General features: G+C 75.3%; 9 protein-coding genes. All 9 read left to right on the forward strand.

What is annotated here, in order from left to right:
* The 9 genes from AWQ71_RS13425 to AWQ71_RS13460 are packed head-to-tail and all read left to right on the forward strand — an operon-like array spanning position 1 to position 17,250.
* Positions 1-5,613 carry a non-ribosomal peptide synthetase/MFS transporter gene (locus tag AWQ71_RS13425; protein ID WP_084258836.1) on the forward strand — a complete coding sequence of 1,871 codons (5,613 nt, stop codon included), beginning with the start codon at positions 1-3 and terminating at the stop codon, positions 5,611-5,613.
* Positions 5,610-7,136 carry a class I adenylate-forming enzyme family protein gene (locus AWQ71_RS13430; RefSeq protein WP_067132245.1) on the forward strand — a complete coding sequence of 509 codons (1,527 nt, stop codon included), beginning with the start codon at positions 5,610-5,612 and terminating at the stop codon, positions 7,134-7,136. Before AWQ71_RS13425 ends, AWQ71_RS13430 begins: the two co-directional genes overlap by 4 nt.
* Position 7,137: 1 nt before the next feature.
* Positions 7,138-8,736, forward strand: a complete 1,599-nt coding sequence (locus AWQ71_RS13435) for a condensation domain-containing protein (RefSeq protein ID WP_067132248.1) — start codon at positions 7,138-7,140, stop codon at positions 8,734-8,736.
* On the forward strand, positions 8,730-9,005 hold the full coding sequence (locus AWQ71_RS13440) for a phosphopantetheine-binding protein (RefSeq protein WP_067132251.1): 276 nt from the start codon (positions 8,730-8,732) through the stop codon (positions 9,003-9,005). Before AWQ71_RS13435 ends, AWQ71_RS13440 begins: the two co-directional genes overlap by 7 nt.
* The gene (locus AWQ71_RS13445) at positions 9,002-10,441 is read left to right on the forward strand and encodes a condensation domain-containing protein (protein WP_067132254.1); all 1,440 of its coding nucleotides are present in this window, start codon (positions 9,002-9,004) and stop codon (positions 10,439-10,441) included. The genes AWQ71_RS13440 and AWQ71_RS13445 overlap by 4 nt, the downstream gene beginning before the upstream one ends.
* 1 nt (position 10,442) lies before the next feature.
* Positions 10,443-10,631 (forward strand): MbtH family protein, encoded by a 189-nt coding sequence (locus AWQ71_RS13450; RefSeq protein WP_067132258.1) that lies wholly within the window; start codon positions 10,443-10,445, stop codon positions 10,629-10,631.
* A complete protein-coding gene (locus AWQ71_RS40115) occupies positions 10,628-12,106 on the forward strand; it encodes a condensation domain-containing protein (protein ID WP_169806559.1) in 1,479 nt (492 codons plus the stop codon). Before AWQ71_RS13450 ends, AWQ71_RS40115 begins: the two co-directional genes overlap by 4 nt.
* 42 nt (positions 12,107-12,148) lie before the next feature.
* On the forward strand, positions 12,149-14,074 hold the full coding sequence (locus AWQ71_RS40120; protein WP_169806560.1) for a non-ribosomal peptide synthetase: 1,926 nt from the start codon (positions 12,149-12,151) through the stop codon (positions 14,072-14,074).
* A complete protein-coding gene (locus tag AWQ71_RS13460) occupies positions 14,071-17,250 on the forward strand; it encodes a non-ribosomal peptide synthetase (RefSeq protein ID WP_067132261.1) in 3,180 nt (1,059 codons plus the stop codon). The genes AWQ71_RS40120 and AWQ71_RS13460 overlap by 4 nt, the downstream gene beginning before the upstream one ends.
* Positions 17,251-17,267: the final 17 nt, after the last annotated feature.

Consider the following 17,267-nt stretch of genomic DNA (forward strand, 5'->3'; position numbering starts at 1 on the left):
ATGACGCGGAGCGCCCTCTCGCCGGCGAAGCGGGCGCTGCTCGCGCAGCGGCTGAACGCCGCGAAGGCCGCCGCCGTGACGGTGCCGCCGCGCCCGGCCGGAACCCGCCCGCCGCTCTCCCACGCCCAGGAACGCCTCTGGTTCCTGGAGCAGTACGCCCCCGGCACCACCGCGTACACCGTCGCCTTCGCCGTACGGCTGGCGGGCGAGATCGACGAGGACGCCCTCGACCGGGCGCTCATCGAGGTCGCCCGCCGCCACGAGAGCCTGCGGACGAGATTCGTCACCACGGACGACGGCACGCCCGAGGTCGTCGTCGACGCGGAACCGATGGTCGAACTACGGCTGTCGGAGGACGCCGGCGCCGTGCGCGAGCAGATGGAGCGGCCCTTCGACCTGGAGGCCGGCCCGCTGCTGCGCGCCCTCCTCGTCCGGCTCGGCCCGGCGGAACACGTGCTGCTGCTCACCACGCACCACGCCGTCACGGACGGCTGGTCCTGCGACATCGTGGTGGAAGAGCTTCTCGCCCTGCACGAGGCGTACCGGACCGGGACGGACGCCGGACTGGCGCCCCCGCCGCTCCAGTACGGCGACTACGCCGGGTGGGAGCGGGGACGCTCCCACGACGACGACATCCGCTACTGGCGGGACCGGCTGGCCGGGCTGCCGCCCCTGGAACTGCCCACCGACCTGCCGCGCCCACCCGAACAGGGCTGGGACGGCGCCGCGCACGGCCTGGAACTGGACCGCGAGCTCTGCGACGCGCTCGCCGAGCTGGGCCGCGCGCACGGCGCGACGCCGTACATGACGCTGCTCGCGGCCTTCCAGGTGCTGCTCTCCCGCCTCTCCGGCCAGCGCGACTTCGCCGTCGGATCACCCGTGTCGGGGCGTGAGCTGCCCGAGCTGGAACGCGTGGTCGGGCTCTTCGTCAACTCGCTGCCGATGCGGGCGGACCTGTCCGGCGACCCCACCTTCATTGAGCTGCTCGCCCGCGTCCGCGAGACCGCGCTCGACGCGTACGCGCACCAGGACCTGCCCTTCGACCGGCTCGTGGGCGAGCTCGGCGTCGAGCGCGACGTCAGCAGGTCGCCGGTGTTCCAGGTGCTGTTCGCCCTGCAGAACTACCGCTCCGCGCCGCTGCGGACCCAGGGCCTGGCCATGTCGGCCTACCCGATCGAGATGTCCGTGAGCCGGTTCGACCTCGCCCTCTACCTGATGGAGACCGGGGACGGGCTGCACGGCACCATCACGTACCGGACCGAGCTGTTCACCCCCGAGACCATCCGGAGGACGGCCGCCTGCTTCGAGCGGCTGCTCCGGTCGATCGTCTCCGCCCCCGGCGCGCGGACGTCCGAACTGGAGATGGTCCCGCCGGAGGAGCTCCGCCAGGTGCTGGCCTTCGGCGCCGCCGCGCCGGTGCTCCCCGAGCCGGGCGCCCCGGACGGCGCGCTGCTGCACGAGGTGATCGCGGCGCAGGCCGCGCGTACCCCCTCCGCCACGGCAGTCGTCTCCGGCGACGTCTCCCTCACGTACGCGGAGCTGGACCGGCGGGCCGAGCGGCTCGCGCGCCGCCTGCGACGGCTCGGCGCGGGGCCGGACGACCGGATCGGCATCTGCCTGGAGCAGTCCGCCGGCCTCGCGGTCGCGGTCCTCGGCGTGCTCAAGTCGGGCGCGGCCTATCTGCCGCTCGACCCCGAGCACCCGGCCGACCGGCTCGCGTACGTGCTGGCCGACGCCGGCGCCCGGATCGTGGTGACCGGCGGCGACCCGCCGGACCGGCTGCCCGCCGACGTGACCTCCGTCCTCCTCACCCCCGACGGGGTCGCGGACGACGCCGGCGACGCGAGCGACGAGGCCGCCGCCGTCCGGGGCGCTCCCGGCGACCTGGCGTACGTGATCTACACGTCCGGGACCACCGGCCGGCCCAAGGGGGTCGCGGTCCAGCACCACGAGGTCCTCGTCTACCTCGCGGGCGTCCGGGAACGGCTCCGCGTCGAGCCGGGTTCGTCGTTCGCCCTGCTGCAGTCGCTCGCCTTCGACTTCGGCGTGACGGTGTTCTACCTGTGCCTGATGACCGGCGGGACGCTGCACCTCGTCCCGTCCCGTACGGCCGGGCCCGAGCTGGCCGACGCGTTCCGCCGGGCCCCGATCGACTATCTCAAGATCACTCCGTCGCATCTGGCCGCCCTGCTCGCCGACGCCGACCCCGCCGAGCTGCTGCCGCGCACGCTGCTGCTTCTCGGCGGGGAGGCCGCGCCGCGCGGCTGGGCGGCCGAGCTGGCCGCCCTGGGCAGGTGCCGGGTGGTCAACCACTACGGCCCCACCGAGGCGACGGTCGGCGTGACCACCCACGAGGTCGCCGCGGAAGGCGAGGGCGTCCCCGCGCCCGGACGCGGCGGCGCGGCCGGCCTGCCGATCGGGTCGCCGCTTCCCGGGGCGCGCGCCTACGTGCTCGACGAGCGGCTGCGCCCGGTCCCGATCGGCGTCCCCGGCGAGATCCACCTGGGCGGGGAGCGGCTGGCCCGCGGCTACCTCGGCCGGCCGGGACTCACCGCCGACCGTTTCGTCCCCGATCCGTACGGCCCGCCCGGCGCACGGATGTACCGCACCGGCGACCTCGGCAGGTGGCTGCCCTCCGGAGAGCTGGAGTTCCTCGGCCGCCGCGACCTCCAGGTGAAGATCCGCGGCTACCGGGTCGAGCTGGGCGAGGTGGAGTCGGTGCTCGCGGAGCACCCGGACGTGGCCCAGGCGGTCGTCGAGCCGCGCGGCGAGAGGCTCGTCGCCTACCTCGTCGGCCACCCCGGCGCGGTCGCCGCCCGGCCGGGCGCGACCGAGCTGCCCGCGTGGCTGGCCGACCGGCTGCCCGCGTACATGATCCCGGCCGCGTACGCGTGGCTGGACGAGCTGCCGCTCAAATCGCACGGCAAGGTCGACCGCGCCCGGCTTCCCGCGATCGGCGCGGAGGTCCCGGCCGCCGCGTACGCCGCCCCGGCCACCCCCGCCGAGGAGGCCGTCGCGGGGGTCTGGGCCGAGGTGCTCGATCTGGAGCGGGTGGGCGCGCTCGACGACTTCTTCACGCTCGGCGGCCACTCCCTGCTGGCCATGCGGGTCGTCGCCCGGCTGCGCCGCGCGTACCCGGGGCGGGCGGTCACGGTCCTCGACCTGTTCAAGCACCGGACGGTCCGCGCGCTGGCGCTGCTCCTCGAATCCGAGGACTCCGGGCCGCGCGCGCTGCTGCACCGGCTCACCCCGGCGCGGAAGGCCACGTCCACGCTGGTCTGCGTGCCGTACGGCGGGGGCAGCGCGGTGGTCTACCAGCCGCTCGCCGACGCCCTGCCCGCCGGTTGGGCGCTGTACTCCGTCGCGGTGCCCGGCCACGAGCTGGGCGAGGAGGCCCGGCCGTTCGACGAGGTCGTCCGCGACTGCGTGGCCGAGATCGTCGAGATCACGGACCGCGCCCCGGGGCCGCTCGTCCTCTACGGGCACTGCGGGCTCGGCGTCATGCTCGTCGCCGAGATCGCCCGGCGGCTGGAGGCGGCCGGACGCCCGGTGGAGGCCGTCTACCTGGGCGGCATCTTCCCCTTCGCCCGGCCAGGCCGCGGTCTCGGCTGGCTCGGCACGCTGATGGACCGGCTGACCAGTGACCAGGGCCGGGTCAACGCCCTCACCGCGGCCGGGCTCGACGTCGAGGATCTCGGCCGCGACCAGATCCGGCTGATCGTGGAGAACCGCCGTCAGGGCACCCGCGAGGCCGAGCGGTACTTCACCCGGCTCTTCGAGGAGGAGGGCGGGCGGCTGCGCGCGCCGATCATCTCCGTGGTGGGGGAGCGGGACCCGGCGGCCGAGTTCTACCAGGAGCGCTACCGCGAGTGGCACCGGCTCACCGGCACGGCCGCGTGCGCGGTGATCGACGAGGCCGGGCACTTCTTCATGCGGTACCGCGCCGCCGAACTGGCCGAGATCGTCACCGGCACCCATGAGGCCGTCGCCGCGGGCCGGACCGCCCCGCTGGAGCGGTCACCGGACGGCGACGACGACCGGACGTGGTGGCTTGAGGGCGTGTCCCGCGAACCGGCGGCTCCTGCCGATCTGGGTGATCCGGAGAGTCCGGCGGCTCCGGCCGGACCGGCCGATGCGGCCGGGCCGGCCGCCGGGGGGCCGGCGTCGCGGCACGGCCCGCCGCCCGGCATGCGGCGGTTCCTCGTGGTCGCGGTGGGACAGCTCGTCTCGATCACCGGCTCGGCGCTGACCGAGTTCGCCATCCCCATCTGGATCTACCTCACCACCGGTTCGCTCGCCCGGTTCGCGCTCTTCGCCGTACTCGGCCTGGTACCCGGAATGCTCGCCGCGCCGCTCGCCGGGGCCATCGTGGACCGGTACGACCGCAGGAAGGTCATGCTCGCCGGAGACGCGGGGGCGGGCGGCACCCAACTGGTGCTGGGGATCCTGCTCTGGACCGGCAACCTCCAGGTCTGGCACATCTATCCCCTGCTGGCCGGCCTCTCCGTCGCGCTCACCTTCCAGCGCCTCGCGTACGGCTCGGCCATCCCGCAGCTCGTGCCGAAACGGTTCCTCGGGCACGCCAACGGCGTCGTCCAGATGGTCACCGGAACGGCGCAACTGGTCGTGCCGCTGATCGCGGTCGGCCTGATGTCGGCGATCGGGCTGGGGGGCATCCTCGCGATCGACGTCGCCAGCTACGCGCTGGCCACGCTGACCATCCTCTTCGTCCGGTTCCCGGCGGCGATGGCGTGGCGGCGGCGGGAGAGCGTGCTGGCCGAGATGGCGGGCGGCATCCGGCACTCCTGGGGCAACCGGGGGTTCCGCGCGATGCTCGTCTACTTCGCGGTGCTGAACGTCTTCCTGTCCCCGCTGTTCCTGATGATCTCGCCGCTGGTGCTGTCGTTCGCGTCGCTGGCCGACGTGGGCCGGGTGTCGTTCGCCGGGGGCCTCGGCGTCTTCCTCGGCGGGCTGGCGATGACCGTGTGGGGCGGCCCCCGGCGCCGCCGCCTGCACGGCGTGCTCCTGGCGACGCTCGCGCTCGCGGTGTTCTGCCTGCTGACGGGGCTGCGCGCGAACCTGGTGACGATCGCGGCCGGCGCGTTCGGGATGTCGCTCTCGCTGACCCTGCTGAACGGCGTCTACGCCACGATCATCCAGGTCAAGGTGCCGCAGCGCTTCCACGGCCGGGTCATCGCGCTCAACACCCTGGTCGCCTGGTCCACGCTGCCGATCGGGTTCGGCCTCGTCGCGCCGTACGGCGCCGCGGTGTTCGAGCCGCTGCTCGCCCCGGACGGGCCGCTCGCGGGCACCGCCGGCCTGCTGCTCGGCACCGGCGAGGGGCGGGGGATCGGCTTCATGTACGCCTGCTTCGGCCTGGCGATCGCCGCGATCGCGCTGGTCGCCCTGCGGACCCGGGTGCTGCGGCGGTTCGACGCGGAGGTCCCCGACGCCCTGCCGGACGACCTGGTCGGCTTCCAGGAGCTGGGGAAGCGGGCCCGGCGCGGGACCGCCCCGGCGTCCGGCTCCGGCCCCGGCTCCGGATCCGCGCCTGACTCAGCGACCGACCCGGCGCCCGGTTCCGCGCCCGACGCCGAGGAGGTGCCCGCATGACGGGCGCGACCGCGTACACCGTTCCCGACCTGCTGCGCGTTCGCGCCGAGCAGGAGCCGGACGGCGTGGCGATGATCGTCGACGGCCACGGGACGATGACGTTCGCCGAGTGGGAGCGGCGCTCCACCCTCGTGGCGTACGGGCTGACCCGGCGCGGCGTCGCACCCGGAGACCGGGTCGGGCTCCTCTTCGGCAGCCGTGACTGGATCGACTACGCCGTGGCGTTCTGCGGCGTGCTGAAGGCCGGGGCGGTGGCCGTGCCGCTGTCCGACCGGCTCGCGCCCGCCGAGACGCGCTACATGTTGGAGCACTGCGGCGCCGCGGCCGTGCTGCACGGCCGCGACCTCGGCGCGCCGCCCGGCGGTCGCTGGACGGCCGCCCCCGCCGACCTGGAGACCAGTGCGGAAGCCGGTTCGGAAGCCGGTTCGGAAGCGGCGAGCGCCGGGGCGCGGGTCCGGCCCGGCGACCTGGCCCAGATCCTCTACACGTCGGGCACCACCGGCCGGCCCAAGGGGGTCGGCGCCTCCCACGCCAATCTGGCGTACGGATGCGTCACCCGGCCGAACCGGCGCAGGTTCGCGCACTCGCGGCACCTGCTGCACGCCTTCCCGATCGGGACCAACGCCGGGCAGACCATGCTGCTGAACGCCCTGGACGCGCGGCCCGCCGTGCTCACCCCCGCGAGGTTCACGCCGGGCCGGTTCGCCCGGCTGATCGAGACGTACCGGCCGGGCACCGTGTTCATGGTGCCGTCCATGGCGATCGAGCTGCTCAACGCGGGGCTGCACGAACGGCACGACATGTCGGGCGTGCTGCTGCTCGGCTCCGCCGCCGCCGCGCTGCCGCCCGCGCTCGCGGAGCGGCTGGCGGCGGCGTTCCCCAACGCGACGCTGACGAACTACTACACGTCCACCGAGGCCGCCCCGGCCCAGACCATCATGATCTACGACCGGGAGCGGCCCACCGCACTCGGACGGCCCGCGTTCGGCGGCGCGCTGCGCGTCACCGACGAAGCGGGAAACCCGCTGCCGCCCGGCGAGGTCGGCGAGATCTGGATGCGGTCGCCCACCGCCCCCCGCTCCTACTACGGCGACGACGCCGCCGGCGCCCAGGCGTTCCGGAACGGCTGGGTGCGGATGGGCGACCTCGGCCGCCTCGACGCGGACGGCTACCTCCACCTGGTCGACCGGGAGAGCGACGTGGTCAAGACCGGAGCGTTCAAGGTCTCCACGCTCCAGGTCGAGGCGGCGCTGTACGAGCATCCGGGGGTCGCGGAGGCGGCGGTCTTCGGTGTGCCGCACCCGGTGCTCGGGACGGTGCTCGCCGCCGCGATCGTGCCCAGGTCCGAGGGGATGCCGGCGGCCGAGGTACGCGAGTTCCTCAGGGGCCGGGTGGCCGGGCACGAGCTGCCCGAGCGGGTGATCGTCGTCGACGACCTGCCCCGGAACCGGTCCGGAAAGGTGATCAAGAGGGAGTTGCCCGCGCTGCTCGGCGACTCCAGGCTCCACACGGAAGGCGACTGAGATGTCAGTGACGCTCGTCGGCGGGGGAGAACAGGCCTCCCTCGCGCAGCACGGCATGTGGATCACGGAGCGGATGGGAGCGGGCGGCCGGGTCTATCACATGCCGGTCGCCGTCTGGTTCGACGGCCCCCTCGACACCGACCGGCTCCTGGCCGCGTGCGACGCGGTCGTCGAGGCGCATCCCGCGCTCGCGATCGCCCTGGTCGAGCGGGACGGCGTGCTGGTGAGGGTACCGGCCGCCGTGCCGCCCCTGGCCCGGTTGGAGGACGCGTCGGGGCGCGACCCGGCCGGCCTGATCGAGCGCGAGACGGCCCTCGCGCCGGACCTGGGCACCGGGCCGCTCGCCCGGTTCACGCTCCTGCGCCTCGCCCCGGAGCGGCACGTCCTCGTGTTCGTCGCCCACCACGCCGTCTTCGACGGCATGTCCAAGGACATCCTGGTCCGGGACCTCGCCGCCGCCTACGCCGGCCGCCCGCTCCCCACCGCGTACGGCGACGCCGTGGCGGAGGAGAACGCGCAGGTCGCCGAGCGGCTCGACGCGGCCGCCGAGTTCTGGCGGAGCCGCTGGCGGGACCGGCCGGGACTGGCGCTGCCCGGGCTCGTCGAGCCCTCGGTCCGGGCGGCGGCGGGAGCGGCCGTCGACTTCTCCATCGCGCCGGACGTCGCCGCCGCCGCGGAGCGGATCGGCGTCACCCGGTTCGAGCTGGTGCTGGCCGCGCTGCACACCCTGCTCCGCGCGTACGGGAACGACGGGGCGGCCGTGGCCGTGGACCTGTCCACCCGGACCGAGCGGACGCGCGACCACATCGGACTGTTCGTCAACGAGCTGCCGGTGACCGTCCCATCCGCCGGCCCGGCCGCGGACGCCTTCGACGGCACGTTCGCGGATCTGGCCCGCGCGGTGCGGGACGAGCTGCGCGCCGTATACCGGTTCCGGCGGGTCCCGCTGGCCCGGGCGGTCGGCGGGGTGAGCCCGCGCACCGCGCTCACCCCGGTCTCGGTCAGCTACCGCAGGCGCGACGGGGACGACCCCGCGTTCCCCGGCCTGCGCGTCTCGGTGGACCGGATGATGTTCAACCAGGCGGTCCGGGGCACGTTGCACCTCCAGATGGTGGACGGGCCGGACGGCGTCGCCGCCCGGTTCCAGTACAACCCGGAGGTCCTCGGGCGGGCGCACTGCGAGAGCGTGACCGGCCACCTGCTGGCGCTGCTCGACGCGATCGCGGCCCGGCCCGACGCCGAAATCGCCGATCTGCCCGTGCCCGAACCCGTCCCCGAGCCGGTGCGGGCGCCCGCGGGGGAGCCTGCGGACACCTCGCCCGCCGGGACCACGCCGGACCCCGGGGCCGCGTCGCCCGCTGGGGAGGCCCTGCCGTACGCCCGGGAGGTGGGCGAGATCTGGGGCGAGGTGCTCGGCCGCGACGTCGGCCCGGACGAGGACCTGTTCGACCTCGGCGGGCACTCCCTGTCGATCACCCAGATCATCGCGAAGGTCCGCGAGCGGCTGGACGTCGAGCTGTCCTTCGACGTGTTCTTCGACGCCCCGACGATCAACGGCGTCGCCGAGGAGATCGCCCACCTGAAGGAGGAGGGATGCTGAGAGAACGCCTGGCCGAGCTGGTGTCCCGGGCCAGCGGCGGCGAGCTCGCCGCCGCCGACGTCCTCGTCTCGGACCGGAGCCTGCCCGCCCTCGGGGTCACCTCGCTCGTCTATCTGCGGCTGATCGACGCGATCGAGGTCGAGTTCGGGTGCGACGTCGATCTCGACGGCCCCTTCCTCGACACCCTCGACGGTCTCGCCGGCCACCTGGCGGACCGGCTGGCCTTGGCCGACGAGGGCGCGCCCGGCGGCCGGGCCGGGGACCGATGACCCCGCTCACCCCGGAGACGGTCGAGTTCACCGGCGCCCGGGGAGGTGCGGCGCCGCTGACCTGGGGCCAGCGGATGATCTGGGGCTCCACCCGATGGCTGGACGACGGCGACCCGTACTTCAACCTGTCCTGGACGCTGCCCGTCGCCGGGGCCGTGGACCTGCCCGCCGTCCTGCGCGCCGTACGCCGCCTGATCGAGCGGCACGAGACCCTGCGCACGGCCTACGTGGAGACGGCGGAGGGCGTCGTCCAGCGGGTGGCCCGCGCCGGACGGCTCACCGTCGGCGTGTACGAGACCGGCTCCCGGCCGATGTCGGCGGCGAAGACCCTCGCCGCCGACCTGGCCGCGACCGCGTTCGACTACGCCGGGGAGCTGCCCGTACGGTGCGCCGTCGTGGTCACCGGGGGACGGCCGCGCGCGGTCGCGCTCGCGCTGTCCCATCTGGCGGTCGACGGCTGGTCGCTCAACCTGATCGCCACCGAATGGCCGCGGCTCCTCGCCGGCGACGACCTGCCCGCGCCGGCCCGGCAGCCCCTCGACCAGGCCGCGTACGAGAGCGGGGACGAGGCGGCCGCGCGGTCCGCGCGGGCGGTGCGGCACTGGCGGGCCGGCCTGGCGCGCGCGCCGCGCACGATGTTCGACCTCCCCGAGAGGGAGCCGGAGAAGCCGCGGTTCGTCCGGTTCGGCATGCGCTCTCTCGCGGCGGCGGTCGCCGCCGAGACGCTCGCGGCCCGCTGCTCCGCCACCACCGCCAGCGTGCTGACCGTGGCGAGCGCCGCGCTGCTGGCCGCCGTGACGGGACACCGGACGGCGGCGCTCCAGCTGATCGTCTCCAACCGGCACGACCCGCGTGTCCGCGACATGGCCGGCCCCGCCGCGCTCGACGGGCTCTTCGTCCTCGACCTGGCCGGCGGCACCTTCGCCGACGCCGTACGCCGGGGGCACGGGCAGGCGATGGCCGCGTACCGGAACGGCCACTACGACCTGTCGGCGGTCGACGCCGTACGGGCCGAGGCCGCGCGGGAACGCGGCGCGGACCTCGACCTGGACGCGTTCTTCAACGATGTCCGGCCGGACGGCCGCTGGCCGGACCTGCCGCCGGTCGACCGCGACGACCCCGGGGAGCTGACCGCGCTCAGGGAGCGGACCAGGACGTTCTTCGACGGCGGCTATCCCAGGGTCAAGGCGCACGCCTTCTTCGCGACCGGCCCCGCGTCGGCGACGTGCGAGTTCTTCGTCCTGGTCGACACGGCCTTCCTGCCCGGCGAGGCGGCCGAGCGGATGCTGCTCGGCCTGGAGGCCCTGCTGGTCCGGGCGGTCGCCGAGGAGGTGCCGGTCGACCGGGTGGCCGAGGTCTGCGGCCTCGCCCCCGTACCGCGGCCCGCCGGCTGGACCCGGGCCGGCGACGACTGGATCGATAACACGGAGAGGTGACATGACGGACTCCCGGATGCGCGTGGTCGTCAACGACGAGGAGCAGTACTCCGTCTGGTGGAGCGACCACGAGCCGCCGACGGGCTGGACGGCGACCGGCTTCGAGGGCACCCGCGAGGAGTGCCTGGACCACATCGACACCGTGTGGACCGACATGCGGCCGTCGGGCGTCAGGGGCCGGGACCGGTGACCGTGCCGGACCGCCGCGAGACGCTGCGCAGGCGGCTCGCGGACCTGCCGCCGGACCGCCGCGAGGCGTTGCTCCGCTCCCTCGGCCGCCCCTCGGACGCGGAGACCGCCGGGCGGGCCTGGCCGCTGTCGCCCGGCCAGGAACGCCTGTGGTTCCTCAGCCGGTTCGCGCCGGGGGACACCGGCTACCACACCCCCTGGTGCGTACGGCTGCGCGGCCCGCTGGACCCGGACGCGCTCGGGGCGGCCTTCACCCGGATCGCCGAACGCCACGAGGTGCTGCGGACCCGCTTCCGGATGGTGGCCGACACGCCCGCGCAGATCGTGTTGCCGCCGTCGCCGGTCCCGGTCGAACGGATCGCGATCCGCGGCGTCCCGGCCGTACCCGATCCGGAGCACGCGGCCTTGGAGCACGCGGACACGGAGCACGCGGAAACGGAGGGCGTGGAGGGCGTGGAGCGGGCGCTGGCCGCCTTCGTCAACCGGCCGTTCGACCTGGAGAACGGTCCACCGCTGCGGGCCGGGCTGATCCGGCTGGGGGAGGACGACACGCTGCTGTGCATCGTCCTGCACCACATCGTCGTGGACGGCTGGTCGCTGGACGTGCTCATGCGCGAGCTGGCCGAGTGCTACGCGGCGCGGCGGGAGGGACGCGAACCCGAGCTGGCGGAGCTGCCCACGCAGTACCCGCGGCACGCCGCCCGGGAGCGGGAACGCGACCACACCGCCCACCTGGCGTACTGGACCGGGCGGCTGACCGGCGCGCCCGCGCTCGGCCTGCCCGCCGACCACCCCCGACCGCCCCGCTGGACGGGGAACGGCGGCCGGGAAAACCTGCTGCTGCCCCCGGAGGACGTCGTCCCGCTGGAGCGGCTGGCCAGGCAGCTGCGCTGTACGTCCTTCATGGCCCTGCTCGCCGCGTACCAGGTCATGCTGGGCGGGGCGGCGGGCCAGCACGACTTCTGCGTGGGCGTGCCGGTGGCCGGGCGGTCCGCGAGCGAGCTGGCCCCCCTGATCGGCTATTTCGGCAACACGCTGGCGCTGCGCGCCGACCTGTCCGGAGACCCGACCTTCCGCGAGCTGCTCCTGCGCGTCCGCGAGGTCACGCTGTCGGCGATGCGGCACGCGGACACGCCGTTCGAGGTCGTGCTCGCCGCGCTGCGGGTGCCGCGCGACATCAGCCGGCCGCCGCTGTGCCAGGCCATGTTCAACCTGCACAACCTGCCCAAGGGCGACCTGATCAGGACGTCGATCGGTGATCTCGACGCGGAGCACTATCCGGCGCCGCCGACCGCCCACACGAAGGCCGAGATCTCCATGGACGTGTGGCGCGGCCCGGAGGGCCTCGGCGGGGTCCTCGACTACAGCGGCGACCTCTTCACGCCCGCGACCGCGCGGCGCTTCGCCGACGCTTTCGCCGACGTCATACGGCGGGCCGGGGCGGACCCGGACCGCCGCCTGTCCGAATTGTCGTGATTTTTGAAGTTCGATGAGTTCGAGGCTGGAAGGCGGACAAAGGTGAACGACGGGGTGACCGGCGGCGTGACAGCCCTCGGGCTGATCCGGCGATGGCGTGACCTCAGCCCCGACGGCGTCGCGGTGAGCGGCGCCGGAGGCGAGCTGACCTTCCGCGAGCTGGACGACCGGATCGGCCGGCTCGCGGACGAACTGCGGCGGCGGGGCGCGGGGCCCGAGACCCCCGTCGGGCTGTGCCTCGACCGGACGCCCGCGATGATCGTGGCCATGCTGGCCGTATGGGCGGCCGGCGGCGCCTACGTGCCGCTCGACCCGGCCTTCCCGGAGGAGCGGCTCAGGCTCATGCGCGAGGACGCGGGCGTCGCGCTGGTGCTGACCCAGCCGTCCGTGGACGCCCGCCTGCTCGACGGCGTCCGGGACGTCGTCCGGCTCACGCCGGACGGCACACCCCTGGACCCGGCGACCGGCCCGGCCGCGGACACGATCCCGGACGCGCCCTCCGTCGCGTCGTCGTCCCCGGCCTACCTGATGTACACCTCGGGCTCCACGGGACGGCCCAAGGGGGTCGTCGTCCCGCACCGCGCGGTCGCGAACCTGCTGGAGTCCTTCGCCTCCCTGCTGGAGCTGACGCCCGGGGACGCCTGGCTCGCGGTCACCACACTGTCCTTCGACATCTCGGTCCTGGAACTGCTGCTGCCCCTGGTCTGCGGCGCCCGGGTGGTCGTGGCCTCCGCGCACGAGACCGCCGACGGCCGCGCGCTGCGGGCCCGCGCCGTCGCCGAGGCGGTCACGGTGATGCAGGCGACCCCGGCGAGCTGGCGGATCCTGCTCGAATCCGGAGGCGTACCCGAGGGGATCAGGACCCGGCTCTGCGGCGGGGAGGCCCTGCCGCGCGACCTCGCCGACGCGCTCCTCGACGGTGGCGCGCGGCTGTGGAACGTGTACGGCCCGACCGAGACGACAGTGTGGTCCACCGCCGGGCGGGTCGCGCCGTCGCCCGCGCCGGTCGACCTGGGAGAGCCGATCGGCCGGACGACCGTACGCGTCCTCGGCCCGGACGGGCGGCCGGTGCCGCCGGGCGAGGCCGGCGAGCTGCACATCGGCGGCGCCGGGGTGGCCGTCGGATATCGCGGGATGCCCGCCCTGACGGCGTCGCGCTTCCTGCCCGACCCCTTCTCCGGTATGCCCGGCGCCCGCATGTACGCCACGGGCGACCTGGTCGCGGTCCGGGACGGGCGGCTGCACTACCTCGGCCGGGCCGACCAGCAGGTCAAGGTGCGCGGCTTCCGGATCGAGCTGGGCGAGATCGAGACCGCCCTGCGCGCCGCGCCCGGGGTCGCGGACGCCGCGGCCGGCGTCTGCGACGGACCGGACGGCCTGCCCCGCCTGGTCGCGTACCTCGTCCCGGGACCGCGGGACCCGGCCGCGCGGGCCACCGAGCGGGCCGAGGGGGACGACGCCGAAGCGTGGGCGGCGCTGCGCGAGCGGCTGCGCCGGAGCCTGCCGGACTACATGGTGCCCGCGCACCACGTGGTGCTGGACGCCCTCCCGCTCACCCCCAACGGCAAGCTCGACCGGAAGGCGCTGCCGCCGCCCGAATGGACCCGTGCCCGGACGGCTCCGTACCGGCCTCCGGCGTCCGCGCTGGAGGAGGAGCTGGTGGCGATGTGGGGCGAGGTGCTCGGCGTCGAGGAACCGATCGGCGTGGACGACGACTTCTTCGAGCTGGGCGGGCACTCGCTGACCGCCACCCGGATCAACGCGCGGATCCAGGCCAGGTTCACCGTCGTGGTGCCGATCGCGGTGCTGTTCGAGCACCCGACGGTCGCGGAGCTGGCCGTGGAGATGAACCGCCTCGACGACGACGACCTCGACCTCGTGGAGGTGGCCGCGCTCCGCGACGAGCTGGACGGCCTCGACGCCGACGAGCTGGCCGCCCTCTTCGACGAACTGGCGCCGGACGCATGAGGCCCCCGGCCTCCCCGGTGCGGGCCCCGCTGTCCCCGGCGCAGGAGCGGCTCTGGTTCCTCCAGCGCCTCTATCCGGACGACGCCTCCTACACCATGTACCTCGTCCGGCGGCTGCGCGGGCCGCTCGACCGCGCCGCCCTGGAGGACGCGTTCGCGCGCGTCGTCGCCCGGCACGAGAGCCTGCGCACGCGCTTCGCCGAGGTGGACGGGGTGCCCTGGGCGGTCGCCGCGCCTCCCGGGACCGCCGTCCCCGCGCCCGGAACCGATGAGCCGGTCCGCTGGCCGGACGCGGCGGACCGGGAGGCGGCCGAGCGCCTGGTGGCCGCGCGCGTCAACGCGCCGTTCGACCTCGCCGACGGCGTGCCGCTGCGCGTCGCCGTGATCCGGATCGCTCCGGACGATCACGTCCTGTGCGTCACGATGCACCACATCATCGGCGACGGCTGGTCCCTGAACGTGCTCCTCGACGACCTGGCGGAGTGCTACACCGCCCGGCTGGGCGGCCGCGAGCCCCGGCTGCGGCCGTTGCCGGTCCAGCCCACGGACTACGCGCGCTGGCAGCGCCGCCGGGCCGAACGCGCCGTGCCGTACTGGCAGGAGCGGCTCGCCGACCCGCCGCCGCCGGAGCCGCCCTTTCCCACGGTCGGCGCCGGTGAGACGGAGCGGACCGGCACCGCCGGAAGCGGCGCGTTCCACGTCGTCCGGCTCGGGGAGGAGGCGACACGCGGCCTCGAACGGCTCGCGCGCGAGCACCGGACCACCCTGTTCGCCGTGCTCATGGCGGCCTACCAGGTCCTGCTGCACCGCCACACCGGGCAGACCGACCTCCTGGTCGGCACGGCCGTCGCGGGTCGCGAGCGCGTTGAACTGGAACCCCTGGTCGGCTACCTCGCCCAGACGGTGGTGCTGCGCGGCGACCTCGACGGCGATCCGGCGTTCACCGACCTGCTCGCCCGCACCCGGACCGAGGCGCTGAGCGCGATGAGCCGGCCGTCCGTACCCTTCGAGCGGATCGGCCATCCGCCCGACGCGCTGATGCCCACCATGCTGATCCTGCACAACCAGGACACCGGCCCGGCCGGGCCGTTCGGCGACCTGGCCGTGAGCCTGTTCCCGGACGGCTTCCGCCAGGCCAAGGTCGACCTGCTCGTCGAGGCGTGGCGGGACGGCCCCGAGCTCGCCGTCTCCTTCTGCTACGACGTCTCCCGGGCCGGGGCCGGAGAGGCCGGGCGGGAGACCGTCCGGCGGCTCGCCGACCGCTTCCTGCTCCTGCTCGGCTCCGTCGCGGCGGAGCCGTTCCGGCGGATCTCGGAGCTGCGCCTCTGGACGGAGGCCGACCGGGCGGACATCCGCGCGCTCGCCGGCGACGGCGCGGACCCGGGCGGACCGCTCGTGCCCGAGATGCTCTCCGAGGCGGCCCGGAGCACGCCCGACGCCGCGGCGGTGATCTGCGGCGACACGGTGCTGAGCCACCGGGAGCTGCACGCGCGGGCGGAGGCGCTGGCCGCGGCCCTCGGCGCGGGCGGCGTCCGGCCCGGGGACGTCGTGGGCGTGTGCCTGCCCCGCTCCGTCGAGGCGATCACGGCCCTGCTCGCCGTCTGGCGGGCCGGCGCGGCCTACCTGCCGCTCGACCCGGACGACCCGGACGAACGGCTCGCCTTCTCCCTCGCCGACTGCGGGGTGACCCACGTGATCACCCGGCGGGAGCTGCCGGACGGGTTCACCGCGATCGACCCCGCGACCGGCCCCGGGGCCGTCGGGAGCGCCGTCGGGACCGGCTCCCCGGTCGCGCCGCCCGCCCGGCCCGCGGACCTGGCGTACGTCATCACCACCTCCGGCTCGACCGGCCGCCCGAAGGGGGTCGCGGTCGAGCACGCCGCCATCGCCGCCCGCGTGCGCTGGATGCGCGAGGAGTACGGGCTCACGCCGGGCGACCACGTGGTCCAGTTCGCGTCGCTGAGCTTCGACACGCATCTGGAGGAGGTGTTCCCGGCGCTCGCCGCCGGGGCCGCTCTGGTCCTGTTGCCCGAGGGCGCGGCCACACTCCCCGACCTGCTGGCGTCTCCCGCGGGCCGCCGGGTCACCGTGCTCGACCTGCCCACCGCCTACTGGCACCACCTGGTCGAGGAGATCGACCAGATCGCCTGGCCGTCGTCCCTGCGCCTGGTGATCCTGGGCGGCGAGCAGGCGTCCGGCGCGGCCGTGGCCCGCTGGCACGACCGGTTCGGAGCCGGGGTCCGGCTCGTCAACACGTACGGCCCGACCGAGGCCGCCGTCATCGCCACCGCGACCGAGCTGGCCCGCGACGACGGCGGCCCGGCCGCACGCCCCCCGATAGGACGGCCGGTGGGTGCCACCGCGGTCCACCTCCTCGACGGCCGGGGCGCGCCGCTCCCGAAGGGGGCGGTGGGGGAGCTGGTCATCGGCGGGGCGGGGGTCGCCCGGGGCTACCTGGGCCGTCCCGCGCGCACCGCCGCCGCCTTCGTGCCCGACCCCGGCGGCCCGCCGGGAGCGCGCCGCTACCGCACCGGGGACCGGGCCCGGTGGCGGCCGGACGGCAGGCTGGAGTTCCTGGGCCGGATCGACGACCAGCTCAAGGTGCGCGGCTTCCGGATCGAACCCGGCGAGGTCGAGGCCCGGCTGCTCGCCCATCCCGAGGTCGGTCAGGCGTTCGTCACCGTCCGCGCGGAGCGGCTCGTGGCGTACGTGACCGGCACCGCCGGGCACGAGGAGCTGCGGGCGCACGTCGCGCGGGCGCTGCCGCGCCATCTCGTCCCGACCGCCTGGGTGACCCTGGACGCGCTGCCCCTCACCGCACGCGGCAAGATCGACCGGGCCGCGCTCCCGGAACCGGAGCGCGCCTTCGCGCCCGCGGACGTCCCGCCGCGCACGGACGCCGAGAAGCTGGTGGCCGGCATCTGGGAGGAGCTGCTCGGCGTCCCCGGCGTGGGCGCCTTCGACGATTTCTTCGCCCTCGGCGGCCACTCCCTGTTCGCCACCCGGGTCGCGGCCCGGCTGCGCCGGACGACGGGGGTGGAGGTGCCGGTGCGGACCGTCTTCGAGGCCCGGACGGTGGCCGAGCTGGCGTCCGCCGTGGAGGACCTGCTGATCGCCGAGCTGGACGGGATGACCGACGAGGAAGCCGAGCGGCTCCTGGCCTCCCCCGAGACCTGACGTCCCGGGGGTTCCAG

This window comes from Microtetraspora malaysiensis, assembly GCF_001528665.1.
GTDB classification, from domain to species: domain Bacteria; phylum Actinomycetota; class Actinomycetes; order Streptosporangiales; family Streptosporangiaceae; genus Microtetraspora_A; species Microtetraspora_A malaysiensis.